Genomic DNA, 20,699 nt, shown 5'->3' with positions numbered 1-20,699 from the left:
GCATGTCCGTCCACCGTCTGCACCGGGCGGCCGCCGACCCCGTCGCGGGCGGCGGCCGCCCGGTCGCCGCGCACAGCCGGGCGCTGCCGCGGCAGTTGCACCCGGGCGCGTGGTGGCTGTGGTCGCTGGGCCTGGCCGCGGCGGCCAGCCGGACCACCAACCCGCTGCTCCTGCTGCTGATCCTGGCGGTGGCGGGCTACGTGGTCGCGGCCCGCCGCAGCGACGCGCCCTGGTCGCGCTCGTACGCGGCGTTCCTGCGGCTGGGCCTGCTGGTGCTGGCCGCCCGGATGGTGTTCGCGGTGCTGCTGGGCTCCCCGGTCGGCGGCACCCACGTCCTGTTCACGCTGCCCCAACTCCCGCTGCCCGCCTGGGCGCAGGGCGTCCGGCTGGGTGGTGCGGTGACGCTGGAGGGGGTGCTGTTCGCGCTGTACGAGGGGCTGCGGCTGGCGGTCCTGCTGGCCTGCGTGGGTGCGGCGAACGCGCTGGCCTCGCCGTCCCGGCTGCTGCGTTCGCTGCCGGGTGCGCTGTACGAGGCGGGCGTGGCGGCGGTGGTGGCGATGACCTTCGCGCCGAACCTGGTCGCGGACGTCCGGCGGCTGCGCGCGGCGCGCCGGCTGCGCGGGCGCTCCGACCGGGGCGTGCGGGCGGTGCTGTCGGTCGGACTGCCGGTGCTGGAGGGCGCGTTGGAGCGTTCGGTGGCGCTGGCGGCGGCGATGGACACCCGTGGTTTCGGCCGGACCGCCGAGGTGCCGCGCCAGGTGGTGCGCGCCGCCGGGGCGGCGACCCTGGCGGGGCTGCTGGCGGTGTGCGCGGCGACGTACGGGCTGCTCGCCGCGGGCCGTCACCCGTGGGCGCTGCCGGTGCTGCTGGCGGGCGCGGCCGCGGCGGGCACCGGCCTCGCGCTGGGCGGCCGGCGCTCCGTCCGGACCCGCTACCGGCCCGACCCGTGGGCGCTCCCGGAGTGGCTGACGGCCGCCTCGGGGGCGCTGGTCGCGGCCGCCCTGGTCTGGTACGCGGGCCGCTGGCCGCTGGCCCTGGCGCCGAGCGTCGTCCCGCCGACCGCGCCCGCCCTGCCGCTGCTGCCCGCGCTGGCCGCGCTGGTCGGCCTGCTGCCCGCCTTCGTCACCCCCGAGCCGCCCCGGAGCACCCGGTGACCGCCCGCGCCCGCACCCGCACCGGCACCGGCACCGGCACCCCCGTCCGTCCCGCCCGCGCCCGCTTCCGTCCCGTCGTCGTCCCCGAGCCGTCCCGGAGCACCCGGTGATCACTTTCGAGCAGGTCGGCGTGCAGTACGCCGACGCGTCCGCACCGGCCCTGAGCGGGGTCGAACTGACCGTCCCGGAGGGCGAGTTGTGCCTGCTGGTCGGGCCGTCCGGGTCCGGCAAGTCGACCCTGCTGGGCACCGTCTCCGGGCTGGTGCCGCACTTCACCGGCGGCACCCTGACCGGCCGGGTCACGGTCGCCGGGCGGGACACCCGCACGCACCGCCCGCGCGACCTCGCCGACGTGGTCGGCACCGTCGGGCAGGACCCGGCGGCGCACTTCGTCACCGACACCGTCGAGGAGGAACTCGCCTACGGCATGGAGTCGATGGGCCTGGCCCCGGCCGTGATGCGCCGCCGGGTCGAGGAGACGCTCGACCTGCTGGGCCTGGCCGAACTGCGCGGCCGCGCACTGTCCTCGCTCTCCGGCGGGCAGCGCCAGCGGGTGGCGATCGGCTCGGTGCTGACCGTCCACCCGCAGGTGCTGGTGCTGGACGAGCCGACCTCCGCGCTCGACCCGGGCGCCGCCGAGGAGGTGCTGGCCGTCCTGCAGCGCCTGGTGCACGACCTGGGCACCACCGTGCTGCTCTCCGAGCACCGGCTGGAGCGGGTCGTCCAGTACGCCGACCAGGTGCTGCTGCTGCCCGGCCCCGGCGAGCCGCCGGTGCTCGGCGACCCGGCCGCGCTGATGGCCCGCTCCCCCGTCCGGCCCCCGGTGGTCGAACTCGGACTGCTGGCGGGCTGGACGCCGCTGCCGCTCACCGTCCGCGACGCCCGCCGCCGCGCGGCCCCGCTGCGCGCGCAACTCCCGCCGCCCGAGCGGCAGTTGACGCAGCCTCCGGTCGAGCCCGTCGCCACCGCGACCCGTCTGGTGGTCTCCCGCGGGCCCGTCCCGGCCCTGCGCGGCGTCGAACTCGCCCTCGCCCCCGGGCAGATCACCGCCCTGATGGGACGCAACGGCGCCGGCAAGTCCACCCTGCTCGGCACCCTGGTCGGCCTGCACACCCCCGACTCCGGCACCGTCCGGGTCGACGGCCGCACCCCGCACCGGACCCGCCCCAAGGACCTGATCCGCTCCGTCGGACTCGTCCCGCAGGACCCGCGCGACCTGCTGTACGCCGAGACCGTCGCCGCCGAGTGCACCGCCGCCGACCAGGACGCCGGCGCCGCCCCCGGCACCTGCCGCGCCCTGCTCGCCACCCTGCTCCCCGGCATCGCCGACGACCACCACCCCCGCGACCTCTCCGAGGGCCAGCGCCTCACCCTCGCCCTCGCCGTCGTCCTCACCGCCCGCCCCCCGCTCGTCCTGCTCGACGAACCCACCCGCGGCCTCGACTACGCCGCCAAGGCCCGCCTGGTCACCGTCCTGCGCGACCTCGCCGACCGGGGCCACGCCATCCTGCTCGCCACCCACGACGTCGAACTCGCCGCCGAACTCGCCCACCGCACCGCCGTCCTCGCCGAGGGCGAGATCGTCGCCGACGGCCCCACCCCCGACGTCGTCCTCGCCTCCCCCACCTTCGCCCCGCAGACCGCCAAGATCCTCCCCCCGTACCTCACCGTCCCCGACGTCGCCGCCGCCCTCCCCCGGCGCTCCCCGCCCCCGGCCCCGGCCGCCGGCCCCGCCACCAGCACCGCCTCCGCGGAGCCGCCGCGATGAAGCCCCCTCCTCCCGTCGCCCTCTCCCGGCCCGTCCCGCTCGGGCCGCGCTCGGTGCTCTTCCTCTCCCTCGTCTCCGCGGTCGGCGTCGCCGCCTTCGGCTGGCCGCTGCTCGCCTCCCGCAAGTCCGACCTGGTCGGCCACTCCGCCGACGCGCCCTGGCTGTTCGCGCTGCTGCTGCCGCTGCTGCTGGCCGTCCTGGTCGCCCAGCTCTCCGAGAACCGCGACGCCACCGGCGCCCCCGGCCTGGACGCCAAGGCCGTCGCCATGCTGGGCGTCCTCGCCGCGGCCGGCGCCGCGCTGCGCCCGCTCGGCGCGGGGACCGCCGGGCTGGAACCGATGTTCTTCCTGATGGTGCTGGCCGGCCGGGCGCTCGGCCCGGGCTTCGGCTTCGTCCTGGGCGCGCTCACCATGTTCGCCTCCGCGCTGCTCACCGGCGGCGTCGGCCCCTGGCTGCCGTTCCAGATGCTCACCATGGGCTGGGTCTGCCTCGGCGCCGGACTCCTCCCGGGCGCCGACCGCCTGCGCGGCCGCCCCGAACTCCTGCTGCTCGCCGCCTACGGCACCGTCTCCGCCGTCGGCTACGGCACCGTCATGAACCTCCAGGGCTGGCCCTACCTCGGCGGCCTGAGCACCTCGATCTCCTTCGTCCCCGGCGACCCCCTCCCCGCCAACCTCACCCGCTTCGCCCTCTACTGCCTCACCACCTCGCTCGGCTGGGACCTCCCCCGCGCCGCCCTCACCGCCACCCTCTGCCTCACCGTCGGCGGCCCCCTGCTGCGCACCCTGCGCCGGGCCACCCGCCGCGCCGCCTTCCACTGAGAGGACCCGGGGCCGGCCTCCCCCAGAGACCGGCCCCGTCCCTCTCCTCGCTACGCCTTCGGCCCCGCCTGCTGCACGACCTCGAACGACCACACCTCCGACCCGCTCGCCGCCGGCCGCGGCCGCTCACCCCCGCCCTGGTGCGCCGCCTTCATCGGCCCCTCCATCCACGCCCGGAACGACTCCTCGTCCCGCCACCGCGTGTACACCAGGTACTGGTCCGTCCCCTCCACCGGCCGCAACAGCTCGAACCACTCGAACCCGTCCGACCCCTCCACCGCCCCGGCCCGCGAGGCGAACCGCTGCTCCAGCACCTCCCGCTGCTCCGCGGGAACCGTCAGCACATTGATCTTCACGACGCTCATGCCACCCATCCTCCCCCACCTCACACCCGACGCCCCCGGCAGCCGAATATCGGCGAATCCGCCTCCCCGGCATGACGGTCCGCAGGCATCCTGTGACGGACCGGTCACCCACGACGAGGGGAGCAGGCGTGAGCCGTCGACTGCGGTACATCGGAAGCAACTCGGGACACAGCGGCTGCCCGACGCTGTACGAGGACGTGGAGCGCGAGCCCGTGATGATCGGCTACGACGAGTTCGAGTCGATGTTCACCACCTTCCAGCACACGGCTTTCCGGCTGGAGACCCGCCGCCAGTACGGTTCCGACGCGCAGACCGAGACCTACCGCCGGTTCGTCGCCGGAGAGGACCTCGGCTGGGACTCGGACGACGACTGGTCCCGCAACCGCCGCGAACAGTCCGCCCGGGGCAAGCGGTTCGAGCGGGTCCGGGTCATGGACAGTCCGCCCACCACGGGCCAGCGCTACCTGTTGGCGAACGCCGCGGAGATCGGCAAGGTCGGCGAGGACGTCCGCTACCTGTGGCGGGAGGACGCCGACCGGCTGGGCCTGCCCGCGGAGGACGCCTGGCTGTTCGACTCCCGGGTGATCACCCTGCTGCACTTCGACACCGACGACACCCTGACCGGCATCGAGCTGATCACCGACCCGGTCCGGGTGGCCCGCGCCTGCCAGGAACGCGATGCCGCCTGGCACTTCGCCGTGCCGCACCGGGAGTTCGGCGCCGGGGTACCGTCCGACGGGTGAGCACCGATTTCCAACAGGCCCGAATCGCCCTCGGCCTGCGGCTGCGCGAGCTGCGGACCGAGGGCGGTCTCACGGGCCGCCAACTGGCCGGGGCGCTCGGCTGGACGCAGTCGAAGGTCAGCAAGCTGGAGACCGGCCGGCAGACCGCCACCCACGACGACCTCCGGGCCTGGGCAGAAGCCGTCGAGCGGCCTGAGGTCGCATCCGAACTGTCGGCCAGGCTGCGCGCGTTCGAGACCCAGTCGCGTTCCTGGCGGCGGCAGTTGGCCGCCGGGCACCGGCCGGTCCAGGACCGGCTCACCGTCGAGTGCGAGCGGACGTCCGTCACCCGGGTCTGGGAGGGCGCGCTGGTCCCCGGCCTGCTCCAGACCGCCGACTACGCCCGGCACATCTTCGAGGCCTACGTCGGCCTGCACCGCTCGCCGCGCGACGTCGAGGACGCCGTGCGCGCCCGGATCCGCCGTCAGGAACTCCTGTACCGGCCCGGAAAGCGCTTCCACGTCCTCGTGTGGGAGTCGCTGCACCGCGCCGCCGTCCACGGCCCGGCCGCGCAGCAGGTGATCGCGCGTTGCCGCCGCGCGCTCGACCGTCCCTGAGCGATCCCGCGAAAACCCGTTTCCGGCCCGGGAAACTCCAAGAATCACGCGCCCGCCGCACCACCCCGCGGCCCACCATGGCAGCACGAGACGACGGGAGACGCCATGCCCACGTTCGACGGCAAGCACGGCGGCGGCGGCGGCGGTGGTGACGGCAGCGGCGGTGGCCAGCAGGACGACAGCGGCGCCCTGGCGTCGGACTGGCTGGCGGCGTACCACGCCGTCCCCCGGCACCTGTTCGTGCCGGACACGGTGTGGCCGGGCGGGCGGTCTCGTCGTCGCCCCGTGGGGCCCGGAGTACGGTGGCGAGGCGGTGGTGAAACTGACGGTCCGCCAGGACGGTGCGGCGAGCGGCACGTTCGTCCGCTCCTCGGCGTTCATGCGCCTGCGCGGCCAGCGCTCCGTCCGTCCGGGCAGTCGCGGTTACCTCTCCGCGCCCTGGCCCGCCGACGGCGCGGCCTCCACCACCTCGCTCTCCCCGGAGGAACTCGGCGGCTGGGTAGCCATGTTCGCGTTGGGGGTCCAACTGCCGGGCGTGTTCCCGCTGGTGGAGCGCTACCCGGACGGCTCCTACACGCTCTGGCTGCACGACACGGCCGTCACCTCGTGGGCGACGGCCGACTGGGAGCCGGGGCGGACGGAGTTCGCGGTGGTGCAGTCCGGCCCGCGCCGGCTCTGGGACGAGGCGGAGCGGGCCTGGCGCTGGTGGGACGCCAACGGCCGGCCGGGTGTCGAGCGGTTCGGGCTGACCGTCGGCCCGGAGCGCTGCACCGTCTGGCTGGACGCGCCCGACCGGCCCGTCCCGCAGGCGGGTTGAGGCCGGCGGGACGGGCCGGTCGGGCTCAGGAGTGGCGTCCGGAGAGGGCCAGCGCCCAGGTGAGGCAGCCGAAGGCGGCGGTGGCGGCGAGGGCGCGGACCAGGTTCCAGCGGACCCAGGTGTCCTCGAAGGCAGCGCGGACGGCGGCCGGGTCGGTGAGGCTGTCGGGGGATCCGGCGGCGGCGAGCTTGTCGTTGAGCGGGACGTTGACGGCGCCGGTGACGGCCAGCATCGCCACGTACAGGACCGCGGCCGCCACGATCCAGAGCAGGACGGTGCGGTTGCCGCCGCGCCACTGGAGCAGGCCCGCGGCCACGATCAGGACCAGGGCGCCGAGGAAGCCGAGCATGAACCAGCCGTTCAGGATGGCCGTGTTGATGCGCTGCATGGTGTCGACGAAGGCCCGGTCGCCGACCTGGGCCAGGCCCGGCATCACCGAGCAGGCGTAGGAGTAGAACAGCCCTGCGCTGAGCCCGGCCAGCAGGACCGCGCCGACCAGCGTCGCCGTGCGGAGAACTGCCATGCCGGGAACCCCCGTTCGTGTCGTCATGCCTGCCAGTCAACCGGCACGGCGGACCGGGATCCATGGCCCGGAAGCTCGTCGGCATGCGCGAGCGTCCAGGCCGCCGGTCTACCCTGTCGGGCATGGATCCGCTGACGGCGCTGCTGGCCGGGCCCCGGGCGAGCGGGGCGTTCCTGTTGCGGTCGGTGTTCGACCCGCCGTGGTCGCTGCGGATCGAGGACCGGGCGCCGCTGACGGTGCTGACCACGGTGCGCGGCGAGGGCTGGGTCGTCCCGGACGGCGCGGAGCCGGTGCCGCTGCGCCCCGGCGACCTGGTGATCGTCCGCGGCCCGGACCCGTACACCGTCGCGGACCGGCCGCAGACCCCGCCGCAGGTGGTGATCCACCCGGGGCAGGTGTCGGCGACCGTCGACGGCGAGCGGATGTGCGAGGAGCTCGACCAGGGCGTCCGGACCTGGGGCAGCGGCCGGGACGCCGCGACGGTGCTGATCAGCGGTACGTACCAGCTGCACGGCGAGGTCAGCGGACGGCTGCTGCGGGCACTGCCGCCGATGCTGCGGCTGGACGCCGCGGAGTGGGAATCGCCGCTGATCGCCCTGCTGGAGGCCGAGATCGGACGGGACGAGCCGGGCCAGGAGGCCGTGCTGGACCGGCTGTTGGACCTGCTGCTGATCTCCGCGCTGCGCTGCTGGTTCGCCCGCGACGGCCGGGCCCCGGCCTGGTACCGGGCCCACTCCGACCCGCTGGTGGGGCCCGCGCTCGGCCTGCTGCACGCCGACCCGGCCCGGGCCTGGACGGTGCACGACCTGGCGGCGGAGTGCGGGGCGTCCCGGGCGGCGCTGGCCAAGCGCTTCACCGACCTGGTCGGCGAGCCCCCGATGGCGTACCTGACGGGCTGGCGGCTGGCCCGGGCCGCCGACCTGCTGGCCGAGCCGGACGCCACCCTGGCCGCGGTGGCCCGCCGGGTCGGCTACGGCAGCGGGTTCGCGCTCAGCGCCGCGTTCAAGCGGGTGCGGGGGATCAGCCCGCAGCAGTTCCGCGCCCGGGCCGGGGCCGGAGCCGGAGCCGGAGCGCAAGGGGCCGACCGTGCCCACCGGGCCGGGGCCGGGGTCGGAACGTAAGGAGCCGACCGTACCCACCGAGCCGGGGCCACGGCCCGAGGGGCCGGCCCGGGCGCGCAGCCGGTGCCGAGGGCTCCCGGCGATCGGTCGAAAACGGAGCAAAGCGGTCGGTGAACACCTCGGGGCCCGGGCGTCCCTGTTGCCCCGGGGATTGCTCCTGCATAATCACCCCGTTCGATTCCGACCCGAGGAGGACCGGCCCATGCCGGCAGAGCGCTGCCCCCGCTGCGGCACCGCGCGCGCGGCCGGCGGCTGCGCGTGCCAGGCGGTCTCGCCGGTCGAGGAGACCGCTGTCCTCCCGCACCTGGAGGGCCCGCCGCTGGTCCGGCCGTACGTGGCCGGAGCGTCCGTGGTGGAACCCGGCGACCCGGCCCGGGACCCGTTCGCCGCCCGGGGCGCCCAGCCCCCGGTGCAGCCGGCCGCCGTGCAGCCGATCGCCGCCGTCCCCCCGGTGGCGGCCCCGCCGAGGTCCGGCCCGCCGGTCGCGGTGCCGACCAGCGCCGCGCAGCCGCCCGCGGTGCAGCCGATCACCGGCCCGCCGCCGTCCGCCGGCCCGCCGCCGCCCCCGGGCCGGCCCCCGCACGTCCCGCAGGCCGCCAGCCCGTTCGGCCCGCCGCAGCCCACCGCCGCACCCGCCCCGCCGCAGCCGCAACCTCAACCGGACGCCGCCGCAACCCAGTTGCTGCCGCCCGTCCCCCCGCAGCAGTCGCAGCCCCAACCGGACGCCACCGCAACCCAGTTGCTGCCGCCCGTCCCGCCCCAGCGGCAACCGCAGCAGCCGCAACAGGCACCGCACAGCGGCGCGCCCGGGCGCTTCATCCCGATCCCGCCGCCGGGGCAGGGCGCGGCCCAGGTGCCGGTGGCCGAGCAGACCATGCCGCTGACCCTGGGCCCGGTCGCGGGGTCGCGGCAGCACCCCTCCCCGCTCGCGGCCGCCTACCCGCCGGTGGGCGCCGAGCAGGACGGGGCGACCCAGCTGATCCCGCTCGACCTCCAGGGCGACGGCGAGGCCGACGACGCCCGGGGCGGCCCCGACGGGCCCGGGGACGGGCCGTGGGCGGCCGGGGCCCGCGCCGACCTGGGCATGTTCACCTTCCGCGAGGACGGCGCGGAGGGCCCGGTCAGCCGGGCCGACCGCCGCGAGCAGCGCCGGCAGACCGCCGACCGCCGCCGACTGGTGATCGCGGGCGGCGCGGTCGGGGTGACCGCGCTGGGCGCCACCCTGGCGATGCTGCTGTCCTCGTCCTCGACGACCGTCGACAAGGCGCTGCCCGCGCCGACCGGCCCGGCGGTGTCCTCCCCGGCCGAGGTGTCGCCGAGCCCCACCGACACCGCCCCGGCCGCCGAGTCCTCCGCGCCCGCCGCCGAGAGCCCGTCGCCGACCCGCACCACGGCCCGGCCGACCCAGTCGGTGACCACCAAGGCGGTGGCGCCCCCCACCACCGAGGCCCCGAGCCCGCCCGGCAGCCCGTCCGCGAGCCGCACCACGACGCCGCCGACCACGCCCGGGGCGACCCTGCGGCTGAACGACACCGGCCCGGACGTGGCGCAGATGCAGCAGTTGCTGATGGCGGTCAACTGCGACCGGATCGGCCCGCTGGACTCCGACCGGACCAGCAGCAACCAGCCCGGCTTCGGCTACTGGACGCAGAGCGTGCTGGCGAGCTTCCAGCGCAGGAACCGCGCGCTCAAGGGCGTCGACCTGGGCGTCTACGACCCACAGACCCGCTCGGCCCTGCAGGACGCGGCCCAGCACCCCGACTGCTGAGCCGCCCCGCCACGGCAAGCCCCACCACAGCAGGCCCCACCGTCCGGCACCCCACCACAGCAGGCCCCACCAGCCGACACCCCACCAGCCGACGCCCCGTCAGCCGACGCCCCGTCAGCCGACGATCGCCTTGAACAGGCTCCACCCGGCCAGCACGATCATCGCCAGCGCGGCGACCCGCACGATGACCTTCATCGGCACGTGCTGGAGCAGCTTCTGCCCGCCGACGATGGCCACGCCGCCGACCGCGCACAGCGCCAGCCACGCGCCGAGGCCGACGGCCAGCGGATCGTTGTACTTGGCGGCGAGGTTGGCGGTCATGATCTGGGTGAGGTCGCCGAACTCGGCGACCGCGACGATGACGAAGCTGGTGCCGGCGACCTTCCAGAAGGAGTCGTTCGCGGGTTCCTTGCCCTCGGCGCCGTCGTCCTCGTCCTCCTTGTGCCAGAGCAGCATGGCGGCGCCGCCCAGGAAGAGCAGGCCGGTGATGGCTTCGACCCAGCGGTGCGGCAGCAGGGCGAGCAGGCTGCCGGCGACTAGGGCGAGGGCGACCTGGAGGGCGAACGCGGCGGCGATGCCCGCGAAGACGTAGCCCGCCCGGTACTTGGTGCCCAGGACCAGGCTGGCCAGGGCGGTCTTGTCGGGGAGTTCGGCCAGGAAGATGATGCCGAACGTCAGTGCGGCGATGGTCAGACTGTTCATCGGTTGCGGGGGTTTCTCCGTCTCGGGGCCGCCGGCCCCGGGGCAGCACCCTCGGCAGGGGACGCCTCGGCCCGGCAGCACTGGTTCATGGTCACAGCACTGCGGCCGAAGGTCTCGCCGACACCCCGCGGGTGCCCCGGGCGCCGGGCCGTCCGCGGGGGACTGGCCAGTATGTCGACGGTCCGGTGGAGGGCTACTCCCCTTCAACAACGGGCCGAGCCTACCGGATGCCGGAGGCCGTCCCGACCAGTCCCCGGCCGACCAGTTCCAGCACGGCCGTCACCGCGACCGCCTCCACGGCGAGCAGCGCGACCAGCACGAACAGCTGCACCGCCCCGGCCTGGACGGGCGTGGCCCCGCCGAGCAGCATGCCGACGAACGCACCGGGCAGGGTGACCAGGCCGACGGTGCGGGTCTGGTCGAGGGCGGGGACGAGGGAGGTCGCGGCGGCGGTGCGGCAGATCTCCAGCCGGGCGTCGCGCTCCTCGAAGCCCAGCGCGAGGGCGGCCTCCACCTCGCCGTGCCGCAGCCGCAGTTCGTCCAGGGCCCGCCGTCCGGCCAGCGAGGTCGCGGTGAGGGCTCCGCCGATCAGGATCCCGGCGACCGGGATGACGGTGATGCCCTTGGCGGGCAGCAGCCCGGTCGCGGCGAGCAGCAGCAGGACGGGCAGCACCCCGGCGGCGATCGGCACCGCCGCCCACACCCACTCCCACCGCCCGGCCGCCCCCTCCTCCGCGCCGCCCCGCCGACGCCCAGCCCCAGCCCCAGCCCCTCCCCCGGCCCCGCCCCCGGCCCGCCGTCGCCCCTCGCCGATCCGCTTCCCCGCGGTGCGCACCGCGACGGTGAACATCAGCAGCACGAACAGCGCGGACGTCCACAGCGAGCGCACCACCCAGGCGATCACCAGCGCGACCAGCGCGAGTTGGACGGCCGCCCGCAGCCCGGCCCGGAGCACCGCCCGGCCGTGCCCGAGGCCGCCCCGTCCGGCGACCAGCGCGGCCACCGCGAGCAGCACCGCACAGGCCGCGCCGAGCGCGGGCGTGACCGGCAGGAGCTGGCCGCCGCCCGCGGCGGCGAGCGGGTGGTGCGCGGGAGGGGTCACGTCGGCGTCAGATCCAGCTCTCGAACCACATCCGGGTGTGCCACTCGGACATCGGGATGATCTGCCCCGTGTACAGCGGGTAGAAGAAGGCGAAGCAGCCGACGATGGCGGCCACGATCAGTCCGGCCCCGGCCGCGCCCCAGCGGCGGCGGTTCGGCGGGCTGCCGGCCGGGCCGAGCATCGCGCCGAGCATCTGCGCGACGGCCAGGCAGAGGAAGGGCACCAGCACCACCATGTAGAAGGAGAAGACGGTGCGCTGCTGGTACTGGAACCAGGGCAGGTAGACGGCGGCGACGGCGGCGAGGAGCGCGCCGGAGCGCCAGTCCCGCCGGAAGAACCAGCGGTAGAGCGCGTACGCCAGCGCGAAGCAGGCCGTCCACCACAGGAACGGGGTGCCGAGCGCGAGGATCTGGCTCGCGCAGCCGTCGGGGGCGGTGCAGCCGCCCTGGCCGGTCGGCAGCTGCACCCAGTACATGGAGACGGGGCGGCCCTGGACCAGCCAGCTCCACGGGTTGGACTGGTAGGTGTGCGGGGAGGTCAGGTGGGTGTTGAACTCCCAGATCTGCGTGTGGTAGTGCCACAGGCTGCGCAGCGGGCCGGGCACCCAGCTGCCGGGCTGTCCGTCCGCCCAGTGCCGGTCGTAGCCGCCGTCGGTGGCGAACCAGCCGGTCCAGGAGAGCAGGTAGACCGCGAGGCCGGCGACCGGCAGGGAGAGCGCGGCGGGCCACAGGTCGCGGCGGAGCATGGAGCGCCAGGCGCGGTGGGCGCCGGCGGCGCGGCGGCCGGCCTGGTCCCAGAGCAGGACGAGGAGGGTGAGGACGGCGAGGACGGGCGCGCCGGTCCACTTGACCGAGCAGGCGGCGCCGAGCAGCAGTCCGGCGGCGAGCCGCCAGGGGCGCAGGCCGAGGCGGACCTCGTCGGCGGCCCGGCCGCCCTCGGCGCGGGCGGCGCGCAGCAGGTCGCGGGTGCGGTCGCGGTCGATCAGCAGGGCGCCGAACGCGGCGAGCACGAAGAACGCGGAGACGCCGTCGAGCAGGCCGACCCGGCTGAGCACGAACTGCAGGCCGTCGACGGCCATCAGCAGTCCGGCGACGCAGCCGAGCAGGGTGGAGCGGAACAGCCGGCGGCCGATCCGGGCGACCATCAGGACGCTGAGGGTGCCGAGCAGGGCGACGGCGATCCGCCAGCCGAACGGGTTCAGGCCCCAGATCCACTCGCCCAGGCCGATGACCCACTTGCCGAGCGGCGGGTGGGCGATGAAGGTGCCGGTCCCGCTGAGCGGGACGATCTGCGGGTTGCCGAGGATCAGCTGGTTGGCGTTGTCCGGCCACACCGACTCGTAGCCGTTGTGCCACAGCGCCCAGGCGTCCTTGGGGTAGTACGTCTCGTCGAAGACGAAGGCGTGCGGGGACTTCAGGTTCCACAGCCGCAGCACCCCGGCGAACACGGCCACCGCCAGCGGGCCCCACCACCGGTACCTGTCCTTCGCCGGTGCGGCGGGCACCGTCTCCTCCTGCCGCCGCTCCATCACCGCCAGCGCCATACCCTCCCCGTTCGACCGCAGTTGACGACTTGTCCGCAATGTCCGCATCCTAGCCTGCGGCCGCGTACGTCCGCGGGTGCCGGCCGGGGTGCTCGGAGCATTCTCCCCCCTGCCCCGCGCGCGGTTACGGTTGACCCTCGACCAGGTCGAGGGGCCAGGGTCAACCCCTGTGGAGAGCACCATGCGCAGCATCGGCGAGATGGCCCGGGCCAGCGGCCTGAACCCCGGCACCCTGCGGTTCTACGACAGCGCGGGCGTCTTCGTCCCGGCCGCCGTGGACCCGCACACCGGGTACCGCTGGTACGCGGAGGAGCAGCTGCCGGACGCCCGGCTGCTGGCCCGGCTGCGCCGGGTCGGGCTGCCGCTGGCCGGGATCACCCGGGTGCTGACCGGTTCGCCGGCCGATGCCCGGGCCGAGCTGGACGCGCACCTGCGCCGCCTGGAGGACGGGTTGACCGATGCCCGCCGGGAGCTCTCCGCCGTCCGTTGCCTGCTCGACTCCCGGGAGTTCCCCGTGCCGCAGACCCGCCTGACCGTTCCCGCCCCCGCGCTCGCCGCCGCCCTGGACGCGGTGCGCTTCGCCGCCCCGGCCGACGCCGCGCTGCCCGCCGTCGCCGGGATCTTCCTGGACGCCGAGGACGGCGTGCTGCACCTGGTGGCCACCGACCGCTACCGCCTGGCGGTCGCCGACTGCCCGGCCGCGCTGTCCGGCCCGCCCGCCTCGGCCCTGCTGCCCACCGCCCTCGCGGACGCCGCCCGGGCCCTGCTCGCCGACGCCGAGGAGGCCGAACTGACCCTCGACGGCGGCCTGTTCACCATCCGCGCGGCCGGCCGCTCGCTCTCCGGCGAGCGCGCCGAGGCCGACTTCCCGGACTACCGCCGCCTGCTGCGCCTGGAGCCCACCCACCGGGTCACCCTGACCGCCGCCGACCTGCGCGCGCTGCCCGAGGACGACGGCTCCACCACCCTGACCGCCACCGCCGCCGACGCCCTCCCCGACGCCTCCTCCCCCACCGACCTGCTGGTCCACGTCAACCGCGACTTCCTGCTGCAGGCCGCGGGCACCGCCGAACAGCTCGTCCTGGAACTCGGCGGCCCGATCGCCCCGCTGGCCATCCGCTTCCCGTCCCGGGCCGACACCTTCTCCCTGCTGATGCCGATCGCCCGCTGACCTCCCCGCGGGTGCGGGCGGGCGGGTACGGTCGGCGCCATGACCGCCGTCGACTGGCCCGCCGTCCGCACCCGCCTGCTCGCCCTGCTCGAACGCGACCCCGAACAGGGCGCCACCGCACCGCCGTTGAGCGAACAGCAGGTCGCCGAGGCGGAGGCCGAACTCGGCGCGTCCTTCCCGTCCGACTACCGCTGCTACCTGCGGCAGGTCAGCGCGGGCGGCTGGTTCCTCGACGAGCTGCGCCGCACCGGGCACGGCTGGGGCTGGGGGGACAACCAGCGGGGAGACCTGACCCAGCCGTTCCCCGGCGCCTCGAACGAACCCGACCCCGGCGCCGCGCCCCCGCCGGGCGGGTGGACGGCCCGGGAGCGGGACCGGGTCGCGGGCCTGGCGTTCATCGCCGACCGCGGCTGCGGGACGGCCGTGGGCCTGGCCCTCACCGGCCCGTGGCGCGGGACGGTGTGGATGGACAACCGCCCCGCCTGCGACGAGATCCACCCGCTGCTCACCGAGGACGGCCGGGAGGCGACCTTCGCCGAGTGGCTGCTCGACTGGCTGGCGCACATGGAGGAGCTGGTCGGCGCCACCCGCGAGCAGCGCGGGCAGGTCGCCTACTGCTGGCACATGGGGGTGGAGACCCCGATCGACTGGTGCCCGTCCCCGGGCCTGCTCCGCCGCGGCTGACCGCTCAGGCCGCGGTCTGCAGCTCCCGCAGTCCGTGCTGCTGCACGGCCAGCACCCGGACGTTGTCCTGCGCGGGCGTGAGGTGCCCGCGCAGCCGGACGGCGAGGGCGACGATCAGCAGCGTGCACAGCGCCATCGCGGCGAGGTACAGCGGCCAGGTGCCGGAGCCGACCAGCAGCACGCCGACGGCGGGGCCGACCGCGACGGCGATCTGCTTCACCAGCGCGTACCCGGCGTTGTAGGTGCCGAGCAGCCGGGCGGGCGCCAGGTCCGCGACGATCGGGCCCATGGTGGGGGCGAGCAGCGACTCGCCGACGCCGAACAGCGCGTAGACGGCGACGATCGCCACCGTCGCGGCCATCGCCTCGGTGCGGATCAGCCCGGCGACCACGGCCATGCCCCAGGCGGCCAGCCAGACCGCGCCGGCGGCGGCCATCGCGGTGGTGCGGCGGCGGCGCTCGGTGATCCGGACGACGAACATCTGCAGCAGCACGATGGTCAGCGCGTTGGCGCCGATGGCCAGGCCGAGGGTGGAGGGCGGGGTGCCGACGGTGTCGGTGGCGAACGCCGCGACGCCGGACTCGAACTGCCCGTAGCAGGTGAAGAAGATCAGCCCGGCGAGCGCGCACAGCCGCAGCATCGCCTTGTCGGCGACCATCGCCCGCAACCCGCCGCCGCGCTTCGCAGCCGCCCCGGCGGGGGCGGCCTCGACCGCTTCCGCCGGCATCCTGGCGGTGCCGGTGACGGCGGCCAGGCCGAGGAAGGTCAGCGCCTCGATGGTGAACAGCCGGGTCAGGCTGGCCGGGTCCGAGGTGTCGACGATCTGCCCGCCGACCAGGGCGCCGATGCCCATGCCCAGGTTGACCAGGGTGAACTGGAGCGCGAAGGCCCGGGAGCGCTCGGCGCGGCCGGTGCAGCGGACGATCATCGTGGCCAGCGCGGGCTGGCAGGTGGTGACGCCGGCGCCGAACAGGAAGGAGGAGAGCAGCAGCCCGGCGGTGCTCGCGGCCTGCCCGAAGGCGAACGCGCCGACGGCGGCCATCGCGGTGCCGGCCAGCAGCACCGGGCGCGGCCCGTACCGGTCGATGCCGCGGCCGGTGAACGGCAGCACGGCCAGCGCGGCGAGCGCGAACACGGTGAACACCGCGCCCGCCGCCGCGGCCCCGAGGCCCCGCACCTGGTCCACGTACACGAACATGTACGGCAAGGTGAAGCCGCTGCCGAACGCACTGAGCGCGTTGCCGACCTGGACGCGGCGCAGCCGGCCGCCCCACTCCTTCACTGCACACCCCTCTTCACGCACGTCGGGCCGGGCTCCCGCCTCGGCCTTTACTCCGTAAGATTTCAGACCTAAAGTCTTACCATCCAAACCTTAAGGCGTCAAAGGCTTAACAGCTGCACCCTGCGTGGGACAATGACCACCATGAGCGCACGCAGAGCGGAGCCCCAGACCGCCACCGAGCTCGGCATCGCCGAGCAGGTGGCCCTCTACCAGCGGGAATTCCCCACCGTGGACCCGCAGGTGGAGACCATCGTCTCCACCCTCTCCCGGCTCGCCCGCCGGATGAACGTGGCCTACGGACGCCAGCTGGCCACCCTCGGCATCACCTCCGCCGAGTGGGAGGTGCTCAAGGCCCTGGTGTTCACCGGCGCGCCCTACCGGCTCGGCCCGGGCGAGCTGGCCAAGCGCCTCGGCCTGACCCCGGCCGCGATGACCCACCGGATCGACCGGATGGTCGCCGAGGGCCTGGTCACCCGGGAGCGCGACGAGGCCAACCGGGTCCGGGTGATCATCGAACTGACCGACGGGGGCCGCGACAAGTGGCTCGAACTGATGCGGATGGCCGCCGTCTTCGAGGCCGACCTGCTCCAGGACGTCCCCGGCTCGGCCCGCCCCGAGCTGGCCGCCACCCTGACCCGGATGCTGCGCCGGATCGAGGAGACCCAGCCGGACGCGCTCGGCCGCACCGACGACCTGACCTGCTGACCCCGCGACGGCGGCGGGCGGGGAAAACGGACGAGGGGCGCGGGGAGATCTCTCTCCTCGCGCCCCTCGCGGGGTGCCGGCTCAGCCGGTCAACGGCTCAGGTTCAGCAGGCGCCGTTGTCGGTCCAGGCGCCCCACTGGCCGCTCAGGCTCGGGTCCTCGTTCGTGGTCCACCACTTGTTGGTGTAGTAGTGGCCCTTCCAGGAGACCTTGGTCGGGGAGGCGTACACCGCGGAGGCGCTCCAGCTCGGCGCACCGGCGCAGGCACCGGTCGAGGCGGAGGACGACGCGGAGGCCGACGCGGACGGGCTGGCCGACTGCGAGGGCGAGGTGGAGGCGGAGGCCGACGCGGACGGGCTGGCCGACTGCGAGGCGGAGGCCGAGGCCGACGGGGTGGCCGACTGGGTCGGGGCGGCCGGGCAGTTCGCGGCGGAGCCGTTGGTGGCGGTCACCGTCTTGTCGAACAGCGCGGTCTGGGTGCCCAGGTCGTACATCGAGAACATGAACGAGCCGCCGAGGCCGTTGCAGTGCGCGTAGTCGAGCTTGGCCTGGATGGACTGCGCGTTCTCGCCGGACCAGAAGGTGGTGCCGTCGTAGAAGTAGGCGGCCTTCGCGGTGTCGTCCCAGTAGGTGTAGCTGGGGTTGTCGACGAAGCCGTTCAGCTCCTTGTACATCTTGATGCCGGCCACGCCGCCGGAGTAGGTGCCGCCGGGCGCCGGGGCGGACGCCTTCTGGAACAGGCCGTGGCTGTCGCCGGCCGAGACGCCGGTCCAGCCGCGGTAGTAGAACGGGACGCCGACGTTGATCTTCTTCGCCGGGAAGCCGCCGGGGATGCCGTACTGCGGGTCACCCACGGTGTAGGCCTTGACCGCCGCGTCCACCGAGTACTTGCCGTTGCCGCCCGGCACCGGGTTCATCGGGTCGTTCGGGTTGGTGTAGATCGGGGCCTGGTGGTTGGTCGGGCCCTGGGCCTCCCAACCGCCGTGCATGTCGTACGTCATGATGTCCAGGAAGGTCAGGTACTGGCCGATCTTGTCGGTCTCGACGTACTTGATCTTGTCCTGGCCGGCGCCGACCGCGGCCGCCAGGCCGTAGGTCTTGCCGTCGGTCTTGCCCTGGGCGTCCAGCTGGCTGCGGAACTCGGCGAGCAGCGCGGTGAAGTTCTGCTTGTCGTTGGGCGAGGAGTGGTTGCCGGTGTGGCCGTTGCCGCCCGGGTACTCCCAGTCCAGGTCGAAGCCGTCGAAGATGCCGGCGCCGGTGCCCGGGCCACCGTAGCCGCCCTCGGAGGGCAGGTTGCCCTTGATGAACATGTCGATGCAGGAGGACACCAGCTTCTTGCGGGAAGCGTCGGTGGCCGCGGCGTCGGAGAAGTACTTCGAGTAGGTCCAGCCGCCGATCGACATCAGGACCTTGAGGTTCGGGTTCTTCGCCTTCAGCTTCTTGATCTGGTTGAAGTTGCCGACGATCGGCTGGTTCCAGGTGTCGCCCACGCCGTCGACCGAGATGTCGGCGCCGAAGCTCTTCTGGTAGTCGGCGAAGGAGTCGCCCGCACCGTCACCCGCGTTGGGGTCGTCCTCGTTCTGCGACGCGGCCTTGTTGGCCTCGAAACAGGACAGGGTGGTGGGGTTGATGTTGGCGAAGTCGTAGATGATGTAGTCGAGCTTCCCGGCGGCGCCGGTGTCCTGCATCGTCTTGAGGTAGTACGCGTTCGAGTAGATCGACCACTGGTCGAAGTACGCGACCTTGATGCCGCCGCTGGTGGCCGGGGCGCCGGTCGAGTTGGTCGGCGCGGCCTGGGCGGTGCCGCCGGTCAGGGCCAGGGTGCCGCCGAGCAGCAGGGAGGCCGCGGTGCCGGCCGCGAGCGCGGCCCAGCTCTTCGGCCGCCGCCGCGCAGGCGACTGGGGGGAAACGGAACGAAGCATGGCTGCGTGACTCCTGGTTGTGGGGGTCCCGCCAGAACCGGGCACGAACCGTGTGAGGTGGGGTCACACGACCTGGTCATGACAGGGGAATCGAGCGTTGGCCTGCACAAACACCAGGTGCGGGTAAGCCGAACCGGCGCCGGTGGTCTAAACCACCGGCGCCGGCCCAGGGGCTCCCTGCACCTGACAAGTAAAATGGACTAGACCAACTCGACCGTCAAGAGCGGGATCTGACGCTTACGCCACGCTTAAGGTTCGGTGTCCGGTCAGTACCGCAGCGCGTTCGCCACCACAGGCGTCACACTGCCCTCCAGCGAACGGTTGCTCTCCGCCGTGGCCTGCGCGGACGCCCCCGCCGCCACCTCCGGCACGTTCACCACCACCGCGTCGAGCAGGTTCCCCGACCCGTCGTCGAAGTTGACTTGAATCGTGTACTTGCCGGGCTGCGAACCGTGGTTGGTGACCGTCAGCGGCACCGACAGCTTCCCGCCCGAGCCGGTGGTGGCCGTTCCCAGCGCCACGTCGCCCTTCGCGTCCAGTCCGCCCTTCACGCTCGCCAGCGCCGAGGACGCGGCGGCCTGCGCGGAGGCGCCCAGCGAGGCGGCGGCCGAGCCGATCGCCGCCGTCGCCGAGGAGGCCGCCGAGGCCACCGCCGACCTGGCGCCCTCCAGCGCCGAGGAGGCCGCCGGGGACGGCGAGCCGTCCGAGGAGCAGCCGGACAGCGCCGCGGCGCCCAGCAGGGCGGCGGCCGTCCAGCCGGCGGCGGCCCGCATCGATCGCTTCATCAGTGGATCCCTTCGGTAGTGGACGTCCGTCGGCCGCTCAGGAGAGCCCGCTGCCGTCCTCCCGGGCCGCCTCGTCCGCGGCCCGCGCCTCCCGTCGGCGCACCTCCTCCTGCCGGCGGGTCACCACCGCCGCCGCGCCCAGCGCGCTCGCCGCGAACGCCAGCGCGCCCATCCACGGGCGGGCCAGCCGGTGGCCCAGCGCGGCGTCCATCGAGTAGCGGCCCGCGCCCGCGACGCCCAGCGCCAGCCCGCAGGCGCCCAGCAGCGCCGGGTACTCGAAGCCGCCGCCGTGCGCGAAGAAGCCCGCCGGGGCGTGCACCGAGATCGCACCCGCCATCGTCCCGGCGACGATCGACCCGGCCGCGGGCGTGGCCAGGCCGACCGCGAGCAGCGCGCCGCCGCCCGCCTCGCCCAGCCCGGCCGCGTACGCGCTGCGCTCGCCCGGCAGGAAGCCCATGTGCTCCATCGCCTGCGCGGTGCCCTCCGGCCCGGCGCCGCCGAACCAGCCGAACAGCTTCTGCGTCCCGTGCGCGAACAGGACACCGCCGACGGCCGCGCGCAGCGCCAGCAGACCGAGATCCTTGCGGTGCAGACAAGCCATGATGTCGTCCCTGGTGTGGAAGAGAAGAGTTGGGGCCATCCCAACGCGCGCACCGGCCCCGCTCGACCCGGCGGAGCCATCCGGGCGACGCGCACCGACCGACAGGAGCCCCCCGTGCCCACCTCCCCCCAGCCGCCCGAGTACGTCCTGCACGGCGAGCGGATCACCGACGAGCCCGCGCTCTGGGCCGAACTGGGCCGCGCCGTGGCGGCCCCCGACGGCTACTACGGCCGCAACCTGGACGCCCTGGCCGACTGCCTGCGCGGCGGCTTCGCCCCCGAGCCGCCGTTCGTGCTGCTCTGGCGGCACGCGATGGTCTCCGCCCAGGCCCTGACCCGCCGGGTGACCGGCCCCGACGAGGAGGACCGCTCCTACTTCGACGCCGTCCTCGACGTCCTCCGCCAGGGCGGCGTCACCGTCCGCCTCCGCTGACCGCCCCACCCCGGACCGGAGCCCGCCAACTCAGCGCCTGAGCAGCCACCAACCATCTCCCCTGCCCCTCCCACCCGCCCCAGGCGACCCGACCC

Annotated in this window: 21 protein-coding genes; 12 read left to right on the top strand and 9 right to left on the bottom strand. The window is 74.8% G+C overall.

What is annotated here, in order from left to right; translation table 11 throughout:
* Window positions 1-2 precede the first annotated feature (2 nt).
* The 3 genes from IH44_RS0121710 to IH44_RS0121695 all read left to right on the top strand — a co-directional run bounded on the left by IH44_RS0121710 (window position 3) and on the right by IH44_RS0121695 (window position 3,743).
* Entirely contained in the window at window positions 3-1,154 is a 1,152-nt protein-coding gene (locus tag IH44_RS0121710; RefSeq protein ID WP_063759660.1) for an energy-coupling factor transporter transmembrane component T, read from the top strand.
* A 106-nt stretch (window positions 1,155-1,260) separates the two neighbouring features.
* The gene (locus IH44_RS0121700; protein WP_051817158.1) at window positions 1,261-2,922 is read left to right on the top strand and encodes an ABC transporter ATP-binding protein; all 1,662 of its coding nucleotides are present in this window, start codon (window positions 1,261-1,263) and stop codon (window positions 2,920-2,922) included.
* Window positions 2,919-3,743 carry an ECF transporter S component gene (locus tag IH44_RS0121695; protein ID WP_030461334.1) on the top strand — a complete coding sequence of 275 codons (825 nt, stop codon included), beginning with the start codon at window positions 2,919-2,921 and terminating at the stop codon, window positions 3,741-3,743. The genes IH44_RS0121700 and IH44_RS0121695 overlap by 4 nt, the downstream gene beginning before the upstream one ends.
* Before the next feature lie 50 nt (window positions 3,744-3,793).
* Here the strand turns inward: IH44_RS0121695 and IH44_RS0121690 are convergent, their stop codons facing one another.
* A complete protein-coding gene (locus IH44_RS0121690; protein ID WP_030461333.1) occupies window positions 3,794-4,108 on the bottom strand; it encodes an antibiotic biosynthesis monooxygenase in 315 nt (104 codons plus the stop codon).
* A gap of 128 nt (window positions 4,109-4,236) precedes the next feature.
* Here IH44_RS0121690 and IH44_RS0121685 point away from each other — a divergent pair, with 128 nt between their 5' ends.
* From IH44_RS0121685 to IH44_RS0121675, 3 genes are all read left to right on the top strand, one after another.
* The gene (locus IH44_RS0121685; RefSeq protein ID WP_030461332.1) at window positions 4,237-4,851 is read left to right on the top strand and encodes a DUF6879 family protein; all 615 of its coding nucleotides are present in this window, start codon (window positions 4,237-4,239) and stop codon (window positions 4,849-4,851) included.
* On the top strand, window positions 4,848-5,447 hold the full coding sequence (locus IH44_RS0121680; protein ID WP_030461331.1) for a Scr1 family TA system antitoxin-like transcriptional regulator: 600 nt from the start codon (window positions 4,848-4,850) through the stop codon (window positions 5,445-5,447). Before IH44_RS0121685 ends, IH44_RS0121680 begins: the two co-directional genes overlap by 4 nt.
* Before the next feature lie 313 nt (window positions 5,448-5,760).
* Entirely contained in the window at window positions 5,761-6,264 is a 504-nt protein-coding gene (locus tag IH44_RS0121675) for a hypothetical protein (protein WP_051817157.1), read from the top strand.
* A gap of 25 nt (window positions 6,265-6,289) precedes the next feature.
* Here the strand turns inward: IH44_RS0121675 and IH44_RS0121670 are convergent, their stop codons facing one another.
* Entirely contained in the window at window positions 6,290-6,787 is a 498-nt protein-coding gene (locus IH44_RS0121670) for a DUF1772 domain-containing protein (protein WP_030461329.1), read from the bottom strand.
* Between the two features lie 122 nt (window positions 6,788-6,909).
* On the opposite strand from IH44_RS0121670, the gene IH44_RS0121665 reads away from it, so the two are divergent.
* Together IH44_RS0121665 and IH44_RS0121660 are read left to right on the top strand one after the other, a co-directional pair.
* Entirely contained in the window at window positions 6,910-7,908 is a 999-nt protein-coding gene (locus IH44_RS0121665) for an AraC family transcriptional regulator (RefSeq protein WP_051817156.1), read from the top strand.
* 202 nt (window positions 7,909-8,110) lie between these two features.
* On the top strand, window positions 8,111-9,676 hold the full coding sequence (locus IH44_RS0121660) for a peptidoglycan-binding domain-containing protein (protein ID WP_030461327.1): 1,566 nt from the start codon (window positions 8,111-8,113) through the stop codon (window positions 9,674-9,676).
* A gap of 114 nt (window positions 9,677-9,790) precedes the next feature.
* Here the strand turns inward: IH44_RS0121660 and IH44_RS0121655 are convergent, their stop codons facing one another.
* The 3 genes from IH44_RS0121655 to IH44_RS0121645 all read right to left on the bottom strand — a co-directional run bounded on the left by IH44_RS0121655 (window position 9,791) and on the right by IH44_RS0121645 (window position 13,023).
* A complete protein-coding gene (locus IH44_RS0121655; RefSeq protein ID WP_030461326.1) occupies window positions 9,791-10,378 on the bottom strand; it encodes a TMEM165/GDT1 family protein in 588 nt (195 codons plus the stop codon).
* A gap of 220 nt (window positions 10,379-10,598) precedes the next feature.
* Complete coding sequence (locus IH44_RS0121650; RefSeq protein WP_051817155.1) at window positions 10,599-11,480, bottom strand: ABC transporter permease; 882 nt, start codon at window positions 11,478-11,480, stop codon at window positions 10,599-10,601.
* Window positions 11,481-11,487: 7 nt separating this feature from the next.
* Window positions 11,488-13,023: a dolichyl-phosphate-mannose--protein mannosyltransferase gene (locus tag IH44_RS0121645; RefSeq protein ID WP_030461324.1), complete on the bottom strand. Its 1,536-nt coding sequence runs from the start codon at window positions 13,021-13,023 to the stop codon at window positions 11,488-11,490.
* A gap of 181 nt (window positions 13,024-13,204) precedes the next feature.
* Between IH44_RS0121645 and IH44_RS0121640 the strand changes: the two genes are divergently transcribed.
* Both IH44_RS0121640 and IH44_RS0121635 read left to right on the top strand, forming a co-directional pair.
* Window positions 13,205-14,194, top strand: coding sequence for a MerR family transcriptional regulator (locus tag IH44_RS0121640; RefSeq protein ID WP_030461323.1), 990 nt, complete (start codon window positions 13,205-13,207; stop codon window positions 14,192-14,194).
* Window positions 14,195-14,233: 39 nt separating this feature from the next.
* Window positions 14,234-14,878: an SMI1/KNR4 family protein gene (locus IH44_RS0121635; RefSeq protein WP_030461322.1), complete on the top strand. Its 645-nt coding sequence runs from the start codon at window positions 14,234-14,236 to the stop codon at window positions 14,876-14,878.
* 4 nt (window positions 14,879-14,882) lie between these two features.
* Here IH44_RS0121635 and IH44_RS0121630 read toward each other — a convergent pair whose 3' ends face one another.
* A complete protein-coding gene (locus IH44_RS0121630) occupies window positions 14,883-16,160 on the bottom strand; it encodes an MFS transporter (RefSeq protein ID WP_030461321.1) in 1,278 nt (425 codons plus the stop codon).
* Between the two features lie 141 nt (window positions 16,161-16,301).
* On the opposite strand from IH44_RS0121630, the gene IH44_RS0121625 reads away from it, so the two are divergent.
* Window positions 16,302-16,865, top strand: coding sequence for a MarR family winged helix-turn-helix transcriptional regulator (locus tag IH44_RS0121625; protein ID WP_030461320.1), 564 nt, complete (start codon window positions 16,302-16,304; stop codon window positions 16,863-16,865).
* A gap of 103 nt (window positions 16,866-16,968) precedes the next feature.
* On the opposite strand, the gene IH44_RS0121620 is transcribed toward IH44_RS0121625, so the two are convergent.
* The 3 genes from IH44_RS0121620 to IH44_RS0121610 all read right to left on the bottom strand — a co-directional run bounded on the left by IH44_RS0121620 (window position 16,969) and on the right by IH44_RS0121610 (window position 20,172).
* Window positions 16,969-18,786 (bottom strand): glycosyl hydrolase family 18 protein, encoded by a 1,818-nt coding sequence (locus IH44_RS0121620; protein WP_030461319.1) that lies wholly within the window; start codon window positions 18,784-18,786, stop codon window positions 16,969-16,971.
* A 266-nt stretch (window positions 18,787-19,052) separates the two neighbouring features.
* Entirely contained in the window at window positions 19,053-19,571 is a 519-nt protein-coding gene (locus IH44_RS0121615) for a hypothetical protein (protein WP_030461318.1), read from the bottom strand.
* Window positions 19,572-19,608: 37 nt separating this feature from the next.
* Entirely contained in the window at window positions 19,609-20,172 is a 564-nt protein-coding gene (locus IH44_RS0121610; protein WP_030461317.1) for a DoxX family protein, read from the bottom strand.
* A 114-nt stretch (window positions 20,173-20,286) separates the two neighbouring features.
* On the opposite strand from IH44_RS0121610, the gene IH44_RS46610 reads away from it, so the two are divergent.
* The gene (locus IH44_RS46610) at window positions 20,287-20,604 is read left to right on the top strand and encodes a barstar family protein (RefSeq protein ID WP_030461316.1); all 318 of its coding nucleotides are present in this window, start codon (window positions 20,287-20,289) and stop codon (window positions 20,602-20,604) included.
* The last annotated feature ends 95 nt before the right edge of the window (window positions 20,605-20,699 follow it).

The organism is Kitasatospora sp. NRRL B-11411 (assembly GCF_000721345.1).
GTDB lineage: Bacteria > Actinomycetota > Actinomycetes > Streptomycetales > Streptomycetaceae > Kitasatospora > Kitasatospora cineracea.
This window is presented reverse-complemented; position numbering and strand designations above follow the sequence as displayed.